General features: G+C 61.2%; 20 protein-coding genes and 1 other RNA gene. 12 read left to right on the forward strand and 9 right to left on the reverse strand.

Annotated elements, in window-relative coordinates; genetic code table 11:
- Window positions 1-70: 70 nt before the first annotated feature.
- Complete coding sequence (locus V8J82_RS16910) at window positions 71-535, forward strand: hypothetical protein (protein ID WP_339976874.1); 465 nt, start codon at window positions 71-73, stop codon at window positions 533-535.
- Here the strand turns inward: V8J82_RS16910 and V8J82_RS16915 are convergent.
- Genes V8J82_RS16915 through V8J82_RS16930 form a run of 4 tightly spaced genes read right to left on the reverse strand, consistent with a single transcriptional unit; the run spans window position 532 to window position 2,998 of the window.
- On the reverse strand, window positions 532-1,047 hold the full coding sequence (locus V8J82_RS16915; protein WP_339976876.1) for a DinB family protein: 516 nt from the start codon (window positions 1,045-1,047) through the stop codon (window positions 532-534). The genes V8J82_RS16910 and V8J82_RS16915 overlap by 4 nt on opposite strands.
- Entirely contained in the window at window positions 1,044-1,307 is a 264-nt protein-coding gene (locus V8J82_RS16920) for a hypothetical protein (protein WP_339976878.1), read from the reverse strand. Before V8J82_RS16920 ends, V8J82_RS16915 begins: the two co-directional genes overlap by 4 nt.
- A 19-nt stretch (window positions 1,308-1,326) precedes the next feature.
- Entirely contained in the window at window positions 1,327-2,031 is a 705-nt protein-coding gene (locus V8J82_RS16925) for a DUF1326 domain-containing protein (RefSeq protein WP_339976880.1), read from the reverse strand.
- 10 nt (window positions 2,032-2,041) lie between these two features.
- Window positions 2,042-2,998: a DUF2182 domain-containing protein gene (locus V8J82_RS16930; RefSeq protein ID WP_339976882.1), complete on the reverse strand. Its 957-nt coding sequence runs from the start codon at window positions 2,996-2,998 to the stop codon at window positions 2,042-2,044.
- 73 nt (window positions 2,999-3,071) lie between these two features.
- Here V8J82_RS16930 and V8J82_RS16935 point away from each other — a divergent pair, with 73 nt between their 5' ends.
- Window positions 3,072-3,824, forward strand: coding sequence for a FadR/GntR family transcriptional regulator (locus V8J82_RS16935; RefSeq protein WP_339976883.1), 753 nt, complete (start codon window positions 3,072-3,074; stop codon window positions 3,822-3,824).
- Here V8J82_RS16935 and V8J82_RS16940 read toward each other — a convergent pair.
- On the reverse strand, window positions 3,791-4,672 hold the full coding sequence (locus tag V8J82_RS16940; RefSeq protein ID WP_339976885.1) for a hypothetical protein: 882 nt from the start codon (window positions 4,670-4,672) through the stop codon (window positions 3,791-3,793). The genes V8J82_RS16935 and V8J82_RS16940 overlap by 34 nt on opposite strands.
- A 143-nt stretch (window positions 4,673-4,815) precedes the next feature.
- Between V8J82_RS16940 and V8J82_RS16945 the strand changes: the two genes are divergently transcribed.
- A complete protein-coding gene (locus V8J82_RS16945) occupies window positions 4,816-5,853 on the forward strand; it encodes an extracellular solute-binding protein (RefSeq protein ID WP_339976887.1) in 1,038 nt (345 codons plus the stop codon).
- A 376-nt stretch (window positions 5,854-6,229) separates the two neighbouring features.
- On the opposite strand, the gene V8J82_RS16950 is transcribed toward V8J82_RS16945, so the two are convergent.
- Window positions 6,230-6,703, reverse strand: coding sequence for a protein-tyrosine phosphatase family protein (locus tag V8J82_RS16950; protein ID WP_339976889.1), 474 nt, complete (start codon window positions 6,701-6,703; stop codon window positions 6,230-6,232).
- 168 nt (window positions 6,704-6,871) lie between these two features.
- On the opposite strand from V8J82_RS16950, the gene V8J82_RS16955 reads away from it, so the two are divergent.
- From V8J82_RS16955 to V8J82_RS16990, 8 genes are all read left to right on the forward strand, one after another.
- A complete protein-coding gene (locus V8J82_RS16955; protein ID WP_339976891.1) occupies window positions 6,872-7,489 on the forward strand; it encodes a GntR family transcriptional regulator in 618 nt (205 codons plus the stop codon).
- Window positions 7,482-7,835: a transfer-messenger RNA gene (gene ssrA / locus V8J82_RS16960) on the forward strand. Before V8J82_RS16955 ends, ssrA begins: the two co-directional genes overlap by 8 nt.
- 191 nt (window positions 7,836-8,026) lie before the next feature.
- Window positions 8,027-8,392 carry a DUF4345 family protein gene (locus tag V8J82_RS16965; RefSeq protein WP_339976893.1) on the forward strand — a complete coding sequence of 122 codons (366 nt, stop codon included), beginning with the start codon at window positions 8,027-8,029 and terminating at the stop codon, window positions 8,390-8,392.
- Window positions 8,393-8,470: 78 nt separating this feature from the next.
- Window positions 8,471-8,971 (forward strand): SspB family protein, encoded by a 501-nt coding sequence (locus V8J82_RS16970; RefSeq protein WP_339976895.1) that lies wholly within the window; start codon window positions 8,471-8,473, stop codon window positions 8,969-8,971.
- A gap of 49 nt (window positions 8,972-9,020) precedes the next feature.
- Complete coding sequence (locus V8J82_RS16975) at window positions 9,021-9,605, forward strand: class I SAM-dependent methyltransferase (protein WP_339976897.1); 585 nt, start codon at window positions 9,021-9,023, stop codon at window positions 9,603-9,605.
- Between the two features lie 66 nt (window positions 9,606-9,671).
- A complete protein-coding gene (fumC, locus tag V8J82_RS16980) occupies window positions 9,672-11,060 on the forward strand; it encodes a class II fumarate hydratase (protein ID WP_339976899.1) in 1,389 nt (462 codons plus the stop codon).
- On the forward strand, window positions 11,057-11,236 hold the full coding sequence (locus tag V8J82_RS16985) for a DUF4169 family protein (protein WP_339976901.1): 180 nt from the start codon (window positions 11,057-11,059) through the stop codon (window positions 11,234-11,236). The genes fumC and V8J82_RS16985 overlap by 4 nt, the downstream gene beginning before the upstream one ends.
- Window positions 11,229-11,453, forward strand: coding sequence for a ribbon-helix-helix domain-containing protein (locus V8J82_RS16990; RefSeq protein WP_339976903.1), 225 nt, complete (start codon window positions 11,229-11,231; stop codon window positions 11,451-11,453). Before V8J82_RS16985 ends, V8J82_RS16990 begins: the two co-directional genes overlap by 8 nt.
- 124 nt (window positions 11,454-11,577) lie before the next feature.
- Here the strand turns inward: V8J82_RS16990 and V8J82_RS16995 are convergent, their stop codons facing one another.
- The 3 genes from V8J82_RS16995 to V8J82_RS17005 are packed head-to-tail and all read right to left on the reverse strand — an operon-like array spanning window position 11,578 to window position 14,954.
- A complete protein-coding gene (locus V8J82_RS16995) occupies window positions 11,578-12,924 on the reverse strand; it encodes a cytochrome P450 (protein WP_339976905.1) in 1,347 nt (448 codons plus the stop codon).
- The gene (locus V8J82_RS17000) at window positions 12,921-14,156 is read right to left on the reverse strand and encodes a hypothetical protein (protein ID WP_339976907.1); all 1,236 of its coding nucleotides are present in this window, start codon (window positions 14,154-14,156) and stop codon (window positions 12,921-12,923) included. Before V8J82_RS17000 ends, V8J82_RS16995 begins: the two co-directional genes overlap by 4 nt.
- A 42-nt stretch (window positions 14,157-14,198) precedes the next feature.
- Window positions 14,199-14,954, reverse strand: a complete 756-nt coding sequence (locus V8J82_RS17005; RefSeq protein WP_339976909.1) for a cytochrome c biogenesis CcdA family protein — start codon at window positions 14,952-14,954, stop codon at window positions 14,199-14,201.
- A gap of 93 nt (window positions 14,955-15,047) precedes the next feature.
- On the opposite strand from V8J82_RS17005, the gene V8J82_RS17010 reads away from it, so the two are divergent.
- Window positions 15,048-15,281 carry a sulfurtransferase TusA family protein gene (locus V8J82_RS17010; protein ID WP_339976911.1) on the forward strand — a complete coding sequence of 78 codons (234 nt, stop codon included), beginning with the start codon at window positions 15,048-15,050 and terminating at the stop codon, window positions 15,279-15,281.
- Window positions 15,282-15,342 lie beyond the last annotated feature (61 nt).

The following is a 15,342-nucleotide window of genomic DNA, read 5'->3' on the forward strand; positions in this document are numbered from 1 at the left end:
TTGGGGAAAACCTTACCTAGCCAAGGGGACGATGCCCGACCTACCTTTCCATCCCGAAGGAGATGGTGTGATGAAACGATTTTTTCTTCCGCTTGCCTTGCTGATCGGCGCACCGAGCATGTCGGTCGCGCAAACGCAGCCCGCCAATGTCGTGGCTGGGCAAATCCTGAACGCCTTTGTGGCGCGCGATGTGGCGCAGATCGCCCGCTTCAGCAATGCGCAGAATGCCAGCTTCTTTGGTGATGTGCTGGCCGGAGAGCAGGACGATGCGCTTGTTTTCAACGGAATCGAGGGGCGTGCCGCCGCCAATTGGGACGGCTCTGTCCTGCCGGTGCGCTATGACGACAACGGGCGCGCGATCATTCCTTATGCGATCGAGGCAAGCCCGGAGGCGCTGTCGTTGAATTCCGGCGCAGATGGGCGCCTGATCGTGCTGAGATTGAGCTTGGACGGTGCCGGCGACGATAGTTGGGGCCTGGATGATCTGAGGATCATGCCGCGCGACCGCTACACCGCACTGCCCGCCAGCCGTTAATCCCATTCCGGCACCTCATCGGGCATGAAAGGCAGATCGGTGACGTCGGTTTTAACGCCAAGTGCCGTCAGCATCGCATGGACCTGCCCGCGATGGTGGGTTTGGTGGTTGAAAAGCTGCGCGATGCAAATCGCCTTTGGCAGCGTCTTCGGAATGCCGGTCGAGCTGGGCGTGAAGGTCAGATCGCCTTCGAAATCGCTCTGCTCAGTCGACCAGGCCCAGGCCGCGATCCGCGCATCGAGTTGCGGGCGCAGCGTCATCAGCACATCCCAGGCATAGGCATCATGCGACTCGGCCAGTGAAGTGTCCGGGCCCGGTCCGCCGTCAAAGCGCGCGGTCCAGATCTGATCGCCCCAGGCCAAATGGCTGAGCGTTGCCTGAATGCTGCCAAAGAACGCGCCGCGATCTTGTGTTCGTTGTGCATCGCTCAACTTGTCGCTGGCCGCAAACATCCAATGGTTCTGCCAGGCATTGTACCGCGCCATGTGGCGCGCATAATCTGGTCCGATCATCTTGTTCCCCCTTTGCCGGGCTGATTGCGCTGGCACGCCGTTGGCGCGCTTCCGGTCCGTGAATAGGCCGCCTTTCCGCAGGTCTCGCAGCGGTATTCGACAAACCGCCCGTTCCTGTCGCCCGTGGCCGACCATTTGCACGCACGTCGCCGGGTCAGCGCATCCAACCGCGTCGCAACCTCGCCGCCCACACGGTGGCGGCCCCAAGACCACCAGATGAAACCGATCACGGCGATGGCGATTGCGATGAGAATTGGCATGGCGATGCCCCTTTGCGTGCTAGGCGTTTCCTCCCCATTCGATAGGACAGATCTCGGCGGATTTCCCGGAGAAATCCCACATCTTGCCAAAGTCACGGACCTTCGATTTCAGGCCCTTCGCGGCGATGATGTCGGGGCCCATCCAGTATTTCGAATTGGTGATCATGACCGGGTGATCTGGATTACCGCCGTCGATCATCTCGATCTCGCCCTGGATCTTACGGCCCACATAGAGCCCGCGCTTTTTGCCCTCGCGCACGATCTCGACCTTTTCACGCTCGGCCGAGACGATGTCAGACACCAATAGCGTGAAGAGCCCCGTCGTGCCGCCCGCCGCACCCGAGAAGATCTCAAGAATGCCCTGATAGGCTTTGCCCGAGGCGCGTTCATCCACATAGGCCGCGACCTGCCAGCCGCCTTCGGCCATCTTGCCGGGAATGTAGACCATCAGACCGACATTCAGACCGGCCAGGCTTTCGCCTTCGAAATGGCCTTCATCTATGGCAATCGCCATCCAGGCCTTGCAATCGCCCTCGGTCGGGTCGTGTTTGCCAAGCGACACCACGCAGGGGCAGAACACGGTGCAGGAGCAGTTCAGGAACAGCTCGCCCTTGATCGCCCAATCGCGTGGCTTCATCTGCCGCCGCTTGGGGTTGTCCATGCGTTGGTCGATGCGCTGGCTGACGGGCAAGCGATCCGCATCGGGGCGTTTTTTGATGGCCATGTCTTTCTCCTTACCCGGTGACAAGCGGCGCCGCGAAGACCGCGAGGCCACCCAATATCAATGCAATTCCAAGGGGTTTTGTGACGTAGTGCCCGATCTGGGGCAGCTTTTCGATCACCATGAACAGTGTCGCGAGGCCCATCCAAAGCAGGCTCATCATGCCACCCACAAAGCCTAGCGCCATAAATCCCCAACAGCAACCCGCGCAGTAGACGCCCAGGCCCACGCCCATCCGCGCGCCGCCTTGAAAGCCCGTGCACCAATAGCCCAGGAAGTAGTTCATCGGCGCGTGGCAGACGCCGTGGCAGATTTCCTTGGCGCGGGTGAATTGGAACGCGCCCACGGCAAGCAAGAGGCCACCCGCAATCCAGCGCGATTGGGCGATGCCCATTATATCGATGATCCCCGCGCGTAAGAGGCCGATCTGCAGGATGGCGAACAAAGCGGCCACACCAACCCAGACGACGGAATAGCCCGCAAGCACACCCAGCCAGCCGGGCCGCGTGCCATTGGCGGAGGTGATCAGTCGCTCGTAGGTTGTGAGCGTCGGGACCAGCGTGGGCAGCATCATGGCCGCCATCATGATCGACCACATTCCAAAAAGCGGACCGAAGCGGGTCATGGCGGACATATCCATGCCGCCCATCTCCATCTCGGCCATATCCATGGGCGCCGCCGTGCCTTCACCCATAGGCATCTGGCCGTCGATGGGCATTGTACCTTCCGTGCCAGTGGCCCCGTCCGTCGGCATACTGGCTTCGTCGGACGTGGTCGTGTCCATCGGCGCGGCCCCATCCGCCATGTCCATCGGCATCGCGTCGTCGGCCATCTCCATGCCCATATCCATATTGGGGCGCCCAATCAGGTCCAGTCCCATACCCGTGCTCATTTGATAGAGCACGACCCAGGCGACCAGGATGCCCGAGAAGAACATCAGCCATAAAGCGGACCGAATGGTGTGGGTCAAAGGCGGCTCCTCCCTCAAAAAGCACGCGACTCCTCTTGCCATGATCAATGTCAGACAATTAAATGTCTGACAAATGAAAATTGATCCCAACAGCCCCGGCGATCTGTCTGCGCAAATTGCCGCCGCCATCCGTGATGCGATCATCGGTGGCGATCTGATTGTCGATGAACGTCTGCCATCCGAGGCAGAGCTGGCCGACAATTTCAACGTCTCCCGCCCCACCGTGCGCGAGGCGCTGAAACGGCTGGCTGCGCAATCGCTGATCCGCACGCAGCGCGGGGCCTTTGGTGGCGCCTTCGTGAACCGGCTCTCTTATCAGGACGCGTATAACCAGCATATCACGACCTCGACCCTGCTGCTGGGGATGAACGGCGTCAGCTTCGATACGGCCTGCGAGGCGCGGTTTGCGCTGGAGCGCGCTTGCGCCACTTTGTCGGCAGAGCGGCGCCTGCCCGATCATCTGGCCACGATGCGGGCCGAGATCGTGCGCCAGGCGCAGCCGGGCCTGAGCGACGAGGCGTTTTGCGCCTCGGACGTGGCATTGCATCGGGCGCTGGTGGATGGCGCAGGCAATCCGGTGATGTCCTATCAACTGGCCGGCGCCGTCGAGGCGATGCAGCCGCTGATGAACATGATCACCTTCACCGCGCGCGACCGCGCGGAAATCGTGCGCCTACATACCAGCATCGCCGATGCAGCCGAGGCGCGCGATGGCATGGCTGTCAGCGATGCATTGGTCGAGCTTGAGGCCTATACCAAGGCGTTGGCGCAATCGGTCTTCGCCGCGCGGGCTCAGAACACGGCGACGGGATCGTCTGCAAGCTGAATGGCCTCGTAGATACGGGCCAGGATCGCGGCCCCGAAAATCGCCAACACAACGTCCGAGATCGCCACAACCACATTGTCGAAATACATATAGCTGAAGCTGTAGGGAATGGCCGGATCGGACCAAGCAGGATCATTGTACAGGAACATCTCGGGCACGAAGATCAATATCGCCTGCCCGACTGTGGCGAGGAGAGCTGTAACCAACAGTTTCGCACCCAAAGGCGCGGTTTGACGCCATGACTGCGTCATGTTGAACCCGTCGGCGCGTTCAATCGCGATCGCAGGCAGGCCAGTCTGCAAACGGTAGGTGAAAAAGAGGCCCGTGAACAACATCATGGACAACCCCGCCGCCGCAACGGACATGGCGACAGGATCAGCAAAGTCGAAGAATCCGCCCGTGCCGTATCCGAACCCTAGGATCCGATCCCATAGGTCCGGTGCGAAGAAGCCTATGGCAATGAACAAAGGGGCAGCAACCAAGAGCGCGACCCAAAAGCCCACGATCAGACCAAGGACCAGCCACGCCAACGCGTAGCGCCACCAGCGCCCGAATTGCCAAGGCGGAACAATCGACTTTGGAACCTCGCCCAGCAATTTGTATCGGTGCCACGAGACCGACACGATCCCGACGACGCCCAAAAAAACGATATAGCGAAAGAGCCAAGCGCCGCCAAAACCGGCCTCAAAGCTTTCGTAATCCGCAATATCGGCGCGGGTCATGGGCACTTCCAATGCGAGGTACAGCGCCAATGGCAGCGCAATGATCCGCGCCACAACAGGCAGATTGCGAAACACATCGCCAAGCGCACCGAAGAAAATGCTTACGCCCGTCACTGTCTGCGCCATGCCGTGTCGCTCCGCTTTGCTGCGCGTGCAAACGAGCACCCGGCTGCGGTAGCGTCAAGCAAATCCGCTTGCCGCAAGCGACATGCCGCCCTAGGGTCCGATCCGATTTGTTCAATCTCCATACCAACAGGGACCCCACACACATGACCAAATCTTTCCTGATGGGCAGTGCCGCGGCCTTGGCCTTCGGTGCGCCCGCCTTGGCCCAAGACCTGACCGTTTTCGACTATTCGGGCTTTGAGGATGCGGCGTTTCACCAGCCATTCATCGAGACCCATGGCGCAGGCCCGGACTTCGTGTTTTTCGGCGATGAGGACGAAGCGTTCCAGCGCCTGCTTGCCGGGTTCCAATCGGACGTGACCCATATCTGTGCGGGTTCCGTGCCGCGTTGGCAGGCCTCGGGCATCATCCAGGCCTGGGACACCGATCAGATCACCGCGTTCGACACGTTGAATGCCGATCTTGTCGGGCAAGACGTGCTGGCCGGGTCCGAGGACCTGTATTTCCTGCCGACCGATTATGGCTCGACCGCGGTCGCCTATAATGTCGATGAGGTCAGCGAAGAAGACGTCGCCAGCCTGGAGATCTTCAACAACCCCGCCTTTGCCGGGCGCCTGTCGATCCCCGACAATGTGGATGACGCCTTTGCGCTGGCCTATCTGGCAACCGGCGTGACCGATTGGGCGGATGTGACCGATGAGCAATTCGAGGCCGCCGCCGCCTGGCTGCGCGGCATCCATCCGAACCTGCGCACCTACTGGACCGATCCGGCCGAGATCAGCCAGCTGATGGGATCGGGCGAAGTTCTGGCCGCCTGGGTCTGGAACGAGGTGCCCGTGGCGCTGGCCGATGAAGGATTCAATGTGGGCTTTGCGCGGAACACCGCCGAGGGCACCAGTGTCTGGCTGTGCGGCTATGTGAACATGGTCGAGGCACCCGGCCCCGAAGAGATGGCCTATGATTACGTGAATGCCGTTCTCAGCGATGCCTCCGCCGGTCCGCTGTTAGAGAACGGTTTTGGTTCGGCCAATGACGCGGCATTGCAGGCGCTTGGCGCCGAGGCGATGGAGGCGGCCGGTCTGGGCGAGGTGACGGTGCCGGTCCTGGCACAATTGCCGATCTCCAACGACCAGCGTGAACGCCAGGCCGAGGCCTTCGAGCGCATCAAGGCCGGCTTCTAAACCATTGAACTGAATAAGCATCACGGCGCGGCGTCACTTGGCGCCGCGCCTTTTCGTGCCGATTGGCACGGTTTCATGGTCAGACTTGCGGACAAGAAAAAACGCACACGGACTAGCTCCGGTGCGTTTTCAGGTGACCTCCCAGGTCGGACTATATCAGCCCTATATAATTATTAGTGCACCTCTTCAGCGGCGGCCGCGACACGGGTAAATCGGTCGCCGCCGAAGAGGTGAAGCTCGCGAAGGGATTTCCGGGTCTCCCCGGGCACGCTTCAATCGCCCCGCTTGCTTTCGAGTACCTGTATACAGGGAAAATGGAAGTATACAAGTGTATTTTTAGACAGGTCTATTCGGACGGGTATGCTGATCGCCCGGTCTAGCCGTCACCGCGATTGCGCAGCCAGGCCTCTTGCGCATCACTTTCCACTGCGGGCGGAAAGGCATCGCGGACCCGCGCCATGGCGTCGTCGGGGGCCACCCCCTGTTCGATCAGGCAGAGCGCCGCCATCATACCGCTGCGCCCGGCGCCGTATTGGCAGGCAAAGGCCATTGTACCGCCAGCAGCAAACACCGCCTCGCGATCCGGACGATGGCTGGCCCACCATTCGCTAAATTCATGGTTTGGAACGGAATAATCGGTGATGGATTGATAGCTGACCGTTACCTTCATCGCCGCGCAGATCTGTTCCAGCACCTCAAAGGCCAGATCCTCAAGCTCTTCGCGTTCCACCAGCACCAAAAGCGAATTTGCGCCCAGCTCGACCAAGCCTTTGATCGTGTCGCGGCAATGCTCTGGGTCGGTGAAGGCGCGCCCATCCATGGCAGTGCGCAGGCCCGGGAATCCTGTCATGACGATGTGTCCACCGGCAGGCACAGGAACGACCGCGCGCAGTGCGCCCGGCAACTCGTCGTCACACAACGACAATTTTGCTGACATGGATGCAGACACTTCTATAAATAAGATGTATACATCTATACCAGTATTGTTTACCGCGCAACTCTTCAACAAAGGCATCCCATGGCAAAACATAACGCCGATACAATCGCCAACGCGCTGCGCAAACGCATTTGCCTTGAGCCGCCGACCGCCAGCCCGGTCCTGCATGAACAGTCTCTGGCCGAGGAATTCGGCGTCTCGCGTACCCCCGTCCGGCAGGCGCTGCAGCGTCTGGCCTATGAAAGGTTGGTCGAGGTCCGTTCGGGCGTGGGGACGGTTGTCGCTCCGCTTTCCGAAGAGATGAAAGCCAAAGACGTGGAACTCGCCCTGGCGCTGGCCAAGACGGCGGCCGAATTCGAAGGCGACAAGCGCCTCTCGCTGGAAGCGAACGCCTATATCGTCGCCCTGGGCCGTCAGGTGGCCGAAGCCAAAGAGATCGACTTGGAAACCAATTATGCGATCCGGTCGACGACGATCAATATCCTCACACGCGAAATGACAAACGACATTCTGGCCGAGGCACTCCGCTCGTCGCTGTGGCGTTTGTTCCGCTGGCGGATGGATGAGGCAAAGCATTCCCCATCGGGAATCGACCCGCGCCTGCCCGAAGTAATGGCCTCTCTGACCGAAGCGACCAAGGTCGGGACGTTGGGGGCCCTGTTGCAAGCGCAATATGACAGCGCGATGCGCAACAGTTGAAAGACGCAGACCGGCCACGTATATCTACTCTGTCCCCTCGGGGACTATGGACATAAACGCGCGTGTAATAAGCGGATCGGACCCGGGGGCGGTACCCGGCGGCTCCACCAATCAATCCCGTCGTTTGCGGGCAGGTCTGGGGCCGAAATAGGATCGACGAACGTGTAAAGGCGTTGCTTTGTTTCGGCGGGGTGCCACCGTATCGGCCCAAACAGTACAATTGCAAACGACAATCGTGCTCCGGTTGCTTTGGCTGCGTAAGCAGTTCGAGTGATCGAAATTTAAGCCCAGTCCTCTAGCAAGGGCTGGCGGGGTTCGCAGGCACCTGGCAACAGAAGCCTGCATTTCTTTCCCTTAGCCCTGTTTCACTGTGACATCGCGCGAGACGATGGCCGTGAACGATGCGCAAGGCGCGCGGCACCTGAGATCGCCTCAGCAGATCGCTGGAAAAATCTGGTGTTTTTTTCATTTGCAAGTGATCCAAACGCGGTGTTGGTACGTTTACTCAATACCACGCCCCCATACGGATCCGATCCAATGACCGCACTCGACTATATCAATATCATCGTTGCCGTTCTGACCGTTGGCCTTGGCCTGCTTGGCTGGCTGGCACCGCGCTGGACGATGGAAAAGCTCGATATGCGGGCAGGTCCAACGAACATGGCCTATACCGAAGTGTCGGCCGTGTCGGGATGTCTGTTTGTGGGCATCGGCATCGGCGTCTTAATCCTAAATGAGCCGATGGCCTGGGTGGCGCTGGGTCTGGCCTATGCGGGGGCGGCGGTGGGCCGCGTGACCTCGATCTTGCGCGACAATGCGGCATCACGTCAAAGCTGGACCTTCTTCGGGACCGAGGCCGCCCTGGCCGCCTGGTTGATTTTGGCAAATCTTCCATCGGCCTGACGCAAAGGCCACGGCGGGTTTCATCCCGCCGCGAATCTTCTATGGTAGAATGGTCTGCTCAAATACGGCCCTGCCAACATGTCTGATCCATCCGACTCGATCCCCTACGGACGTATGATGCACGATGCCGTCTGCGGCGTGATCCGGCAGGTGCTGCAACAGGTCTCTGACCATGGATTGCCGGGCGACCATCACTTTTTCATCACCTTCGACACCCGGCACGACCAGGCCGAATTGGCCGATTGGCTGCGCGACCGGTATCCGGAAGAGATGATGATCGTCATTCAGCATTGGTATGACGGTTTGGATGTGGACGAGGCGGGCTTTTCCGTCACACTGAATTTCGGCGATGCACCTGAGCGGCTGCGCGTTCCCTTCGACGCGATCCTGACATTTGTCGATCCCTCCGTCGAATTCGGTTGGAGATTCGAGCGGACCGAGGAAGAGGATGGCGACGGTCCCGAAGATGGCCCCCCTGCCCCCGAGCCACCCGAGCCGACCGATGACGAGGCGCCTGCCCCAAGCGCGGCGCAGGACGCCGATGTGGTCAGCCTCGACACGTTCCGGCGCAATCACTGATCCATAGATTTAGCCTTGCATGGCCGGTGGTTGCCGGGTCACAAGCGGCATGAATTTGGCTGACGGAGGCGCCACCATGGCCGCCAGTGACTTTGCGCTGTTCATGGGGCAGTTGTTCCGCAAACCGCATCAGGTGGTGGCTCTCGCGCCCTCGTCCCGCGGGCTTTGCGCAGAGATGGTGGCAGAGCTGGACCCGACCAAAGGCCCGGTGATCGAGCTTGGCGCCGGGACCGGCAATATAACTCGCGCGATTCTGGATGCGGGGATCGCGCCGGACGCCTGCCATTCCATCGAAATGAACTCCGATTTCTGCAACCGGCTGCGCGCGAATTTTCCGGGTTTGAACGTCTATCAGATGAGCGCGGGCGATTGCGGGGATCTGCCGGTCGACAACGTGCAGGCGGTGGTGTCCGGCCTGCCGCTTTTGTCGATGCCCGTGCAATTGCAACGCGATATCCTGGGTGGTTTCGCAAAAAAGGTCGCGCCGGGCGGGGCCTATGTGCAATTCACTTACGGCCCGAAACCGCCCGTCACCAAGGTCGTTCGGGACGAATTGGCGTTGACCTGGCGCAAAAGCCATAAGATTTGGTGGAACATGCCCCCTGCCCGCGTGTATCGCTTTCACCAAGGGTAAACCGTCGCATGGACGCCACCGGGGCGCCTCGCTAGACGGCATACAATAGCATACCGGAGAATATCCATGTCCCAGACCCGCACTGAATCCGACAGTTTTGGCCCGCTTGAGGTGCCCGCCGATAAGTATTGGGGGGCGCAGACGCAGCGCTCGATCCTGAATTTCCCCATCGGGTGGGAGAAGCAGCCGGTTGCCGTGGTGCGTGCCCTGGGTGTGATCAAACGCGCCTGCGCCGAGGCGAACCACAAGGCCGGTAAGCTCGACGGGATCGGCGAGGCGATCATCGAGGCCGCGCAAGAGGTGATCGACGGCAAACTTGACGACAATTTCCCGCTGGTCGTGTGGCAAACCGGGTCAGGGACGCAATCCAACATGAATTCCAACGAGGTCATCGCCAACCGCGCGATAGAGATCCTGGGCGGAACGATTGGTTCGAAAGATCCTGTCCACCCCAACGATCATTGCAATATGGGTCAAAGCTCGAACGACACGTTCCCCACCGCGATGCATATCGCCACGGCGATGACCGCACGGGAAGTGACGCTGCCGGGCCTGCGGCATCTGCTGGCCGCGCTGGAGGCGAAGGTGGCCGAATTCGAGGGCATCATCAAAATCGGGCGCACCCATACGATGGACGCGACGCCCCTGACGCTGGCCCAGGAATTCAGCGGCTACGCGCACCAGGTCCGCAAAAGTATCGAGCGCGTCGAGGCCGCATTGGGCGATATCTATGAACTGGCCCAGGGCGGCACCGCCGTCGGCACGGGCCTGAACACACCGGTCGGTTGGGACGAAGAGGTCGCGGCGAATATGGCGCGGATCACCGGCCTGCCCTTCGTGACCGCGCCCAACAAGTTCGAAGCGCTCGCCGCCCACGACGCGATGGTACAGATGTCGGGCGCCCTGAAGACCGCCGCGGCAAGCCTGTTCAAGATCGCCAATGACATCCGGCTGTTGGGCTCGGGCCCGCGTTGCGGCTTGGGTGAGTTGATGCTGCCCGAAAACGAGCCCGGATCGTCGATCATGCCCGGCAAGGTGAACCCCACCCAATGCGAGGCGATGACTCAAGTCTGCGCCCATGTCATCGGCAACGATGCCGCCGTGGGCTTCGCAGGCAGCCAGGGGCATTTCGAATTGAACGTCTACAAACCCATGATGGCCTACAATGTACTGCAGAGCATGCAATTGATCGGCGATGCCTGCGTGGCCTTCACCGACAATTGCGTCGCCGGGATCGCGGCCAATACGCAGCGCATCGACAAGATCATGAATGAGAGCCTGATGCTGGTCACGGCACTCGCGCCGACCATCGGCTACGACAATGCCACCACGGTCGCCAAGACCGCCCACAAGAATGGCACGACCCTGAAGGAAGAGGCGATTGGCCTGGGTTTTGTGGACGAAGAGACGTTTGACCGCGTCGTGCGCCCCGAAACCATGATCGGGCCGAAGTGAGCGGCAAGATCGTCAACCTAAACCGCGCCCGGAAGGATCGCGCGCGGTCGGGCAAACGGCGGCAAGCCGATGCCAATGCTGCAAAACATGGGCGCAGCAAGGCCGAACGCGCCGCCGATGCGGCACGGGCGGATAAAGCGGCGCAGGATCTGGACGCGCATCGGACAGATGAGTGACGCCCGGCCTCGAAAGCGGTCTTTGACCTTGCAGGGGCACAGAACGTCGGTGTCACTGGAGGATGCGTTTTGGGTGGAGTTGCAGCGCATCGCCGCGGATCGCGGGACATCGATGAACGCGCTAGTGGCGGAGATTGACGCCGCCCGCGGTGTTTCGGCCGGGCTGGCCTCGGCGATCCGGGTATTTATCCTCGAACAGGCGAAAGCGCGCCCGTAGCAAGGCGTTAATCCAGTCGCGGGTAGGTTTATGTTACGCCGATCCGACAGCCCTATAGCTCGTCCCAAGCCTATCTCGCAGATGCGGGGAAAACGCGGTATTGCCCGCATCCGCGAGAAGTCCGCTACGCCCGGCGGTCAAGCTGCAGATGGATCCCGTCCTTGCCACGCAATGTCAGATGCGCGACGGGCACCGGATCCGTCACCGTCTTAAACCGGAAGGCGCGCACCAGCATGGCCAGCAACAGTACAGCTTCCATCATCGCAAAACCCGCACCGCTGCAAACCCGCGCCCCGGCAGAGAATGGCAGGTAGGCCGCACGCGCGCAGGCTCTGGTGGCCTCGTTCTGCCACCGCGCCGGATCAAACGCATCGGGCCGCTCCCACAACCGTTCATGGCGGTGCAGGTGCCATGGTGACAGGACGATCTGGCTGCCCCGCCGCAGCGAGCGCTTGCGGAAGGTCTCAGGCCCCGTGGTCTCGCGCACCATCATCGGGACCGGCGGATAGAGCCGCAGCGTCTCGCGGACCACGTCGCGGGTCAGGCTAAGCTTTGACAGATCGCCGAAGCTCACCTCCTCGGGCAAGGCGCACACCTCGTCGGCGACGCGATCTTGCCAATCGGGATACCGTGCCAGCAGATACAACGCCCAACTGAGCGCCGCGGCCGATGTTTCATGCCCGGCCAGGAAAAAGATCGCCACCTGATCCACCATCTCATCCGCGCCAAAGGTCTCACCCGTCGCTGGATCAGGCGTGCTCATGATCTTCGTTGCCAGATCATCGGGCGCGGTGCCCGCCGCAATCTCGGCCAATCGCGTATCGACCATGCGCGTGATCAACGCGCGGATCGCGCGGGCCGTTGCGCGCGTTTGCCCCCTTTGGCCAACCGGCAGCCAGCGCGGCAAAGGCATAAGCGCCGCTGCGTTCAGGAGAGGCTGGCTGCGTTGATAGGTCTGAAATTGATCGAAAACCTGCTGCGCGATCTGGGCCTCGATCGGTATCGAAAACAGCGTCCGAAAAATCACATCCGCGGCGAGGTGGCTCATCTCGGCTTCAATCTCGACGGCGCCCTCCGGCAGCCGTGTCAGAGCGGACTGCCCCGCCGCGCGGATCGACGGAAATGCATCGCGCAAGCGCCCGCCCTCAAAGGCGGGGTCGATGATGCGACGCTGCCTCTGCCATTCTGCGCCATTGGTCAGAAAGACGCTGTTGCCCAGCAAGGGCCGCAATCCTGCGCCCACGCGGTCGGATTTTGGAAACTCCATCGGGCGTGTCTTCAGGATTTCCGCCACCAGTTCCGGCTGATTGACCAGATAAGACCGGAAGAAAGGGGTACGGAATTCGGCCATCCACGCACGGTAAAGCCGTGCCGGTTGTGCAGATAGAATATCCTTCCGGAACAGGCGCATATGGCGCCAGAATGACACGCGGTCGGCCCGTGCGACGGGCTTTGGCGGCAAGTCGGTCATGCCGCGATATCGGTAAACCGGTTCACCGGCTGTTCGATCCGACTGTGCGAGGGGGCGCGGGTGGCAAACCGATCCGCCAACATCATGGGCCCCGCTGTGACGCGCACATATTCATAGGCATCGCGCCGGTCCGGCAGGGCATCGAAGGCGTTCAAATACTGAAAATGTGTTTCGAACAGGCGATATTTCAGGGCATCCCGTGTTTGCGCCGTCAAGGTTTGCGTGAAACTGGCCGACAAGACCAAGGGGCCGCGTTTTGCGGGCCCGGCCAAACCCGTGACCGAAACCGGATCGCACAGTGCAAACGCGCAGCCGTCGCCGGGCGCCGAGATATCCACCCAATCGACACGATGTGAGACCGATACGGCCGCCAGATCGGCACGCAAGCGGCCAGCCTCCGGGAGGAAACTGAGCATCGGGATGACTTGACCGAGCGTCAGCAGCGACAGCGTCGGACCAGAGCGCTCCGGCCCGCGGCGCAACAGGTCTGCTACAACCGACACTGCCAAAAACGCGCCCGAGGAATGGCCGACCACAAGGACCTCGTCGACCTCTTCGGCCATGGTCCGCGCGAGACGGTCCCGAAACTGGTCCAACCGATCCGAGAGCGCCGCCGGATAGGCCCCGCGCTCCTGCGCCGTGAAGGCGTAATCCCTTATCAGATACCACGCCAGAAGATGGTCACGGCGCGCGCACCAGCGCAAAACCCACCATCCCGCGCAGAAGCCTGCCAACGCGGCAATTGGTCGGAACGCATCAAACGGATTGTCGAGCGATGCCGTGGCCCAAGCGCCGATGCGGTAGATGGCGAAGGCGACACCCACAGCGATACAAACCGCCAAGGCCGCCTGCCCAAACAGCACCAGAACCGGATAGAGCGCCGCGATCACCGGCCCCTTGCGCAAGCGCATCAGTCGAAACAAGGCACCTGAGCCGATGTAAATCCACGCAGTGCACAACATCCGGTGATAGGTTTGCCAGATCCCGCCCGCCATGGAGGTCTGAACCAGATCGGCCCAGGGCAGAACCTCGATCTCGGCCAGAACATCGGCCCCCTCGACCTCCGCCGTCACGCGCCAGCCATTGGGGCCGGATGGCGCCAGATCGACCCGGTAGCCGGACAGCTCCGCTTGTTTCGCAGCCTCGCGGCGATAGCGCTCGCGATAGCTGCGCGGCGGCATCGGATCATAGCCGGGAATATAAAGCACGCGGCGGCGGCGGACGGGTTTCATGCCTGCCAGCATAATATGTGAATGCCGCAGAGCCAGCAGGGATTACCCCAGCAAGGCCAAAGCAGGGAATGTTTCCAGTAACCAGAACGCAAATGCCGAGAAGGCGCCGGTCATCAGGGCCACGCCGACCGCCACCAAAAGGCCGCCCATCACCCGTTCGATCAGCTTCATATGGCGCTTCATTCGCCCCATAAGCCCCTGCGCCCGATCGATGAACGCGGCCGCCACCAGGAACGGCACGCCCAGGCCGATCGCGTAGACCGCCAGCAATGTCGTGCCCCGCTCAACCGAGGCTTCCGTCGCCGCGATGGACAGGATCGCGCCCAATTGAGGTCCGATGCAGGGCGTCCAACCAAAGGCGAAGGCCAGGCCCAGCACATAGGCGCCCGCCGTCGATCCGCCGCGATCCCCGGCATCCATCCGCGCCTCGCGATCCAGGATCGGGATGCGGATGATGCCCAGGAAATGCAGGCCGAAAATGATCACCACGGCACCTGAAAGACGCGCCAGAAGGATCTGATTTTGCAGGAAAAACTGGCCCAATATCGAGGCTGTAAAGCCCAGAAATATGAACACCGTCGACAGACCCAGCACGAAAAACAGCGCGGGCATCATCGCCTTGCGCCGCGAGGCCCGTGCCTCTTCCTGGATGTCGGTCATCGAAATCCCGCTCATATAAGCGAGATAGGGCGGCACAATCGGCAGCACGCAGGGGCTGAGAAAGCTCAGCACACCGGCCAGCAGGGCCACAATCATCGCCGGCAGAAGCGAGGCGTCAAAGAGGTCAATTCCAAACATGCGCTCAGCGTTAAGGCTCTATCTTAGCTATGTCACGGGGCCATTGGTCACATTCCCGTGGACGTTTCGTAACACGCGCGGTTAGGTCGTCCCATGACAGACCCGCTTCAAATCGATGCCCGCGATCTTCTGTGTCCGCTGCCCGTGCTGCGCTTGCGCAAAGCGCTGGCATCTGTTGCGCCCGGCAGCCAGGTTCAGCTCTTGGCGACGGATCCGGCATCCCAGATCGACGTGCCGCATTTCTGCACCGAACAGGGTCATCATCTGATCCGGCAGACGACGAGCGCCGAGGGGCATTTCCTCTTCACGATAGCAAAAGCGCTCTAACAATCGGTTTCTGCGGCAAGCTGCCCTCACGCGGAACGCCCCGCGCCGACAGCGCCGAAGG

The organism is Gymnodinialimonas mytili (genome assembly GCF_037544085.1).
Taxonomy (GTDB): Bacteria; Pseudomonadota; Alphaproteobacteria; order Rhodobacterales; family Rhodobacteraceae; genus Gymnodinialimonas; species Gymnodinialimonas mytili.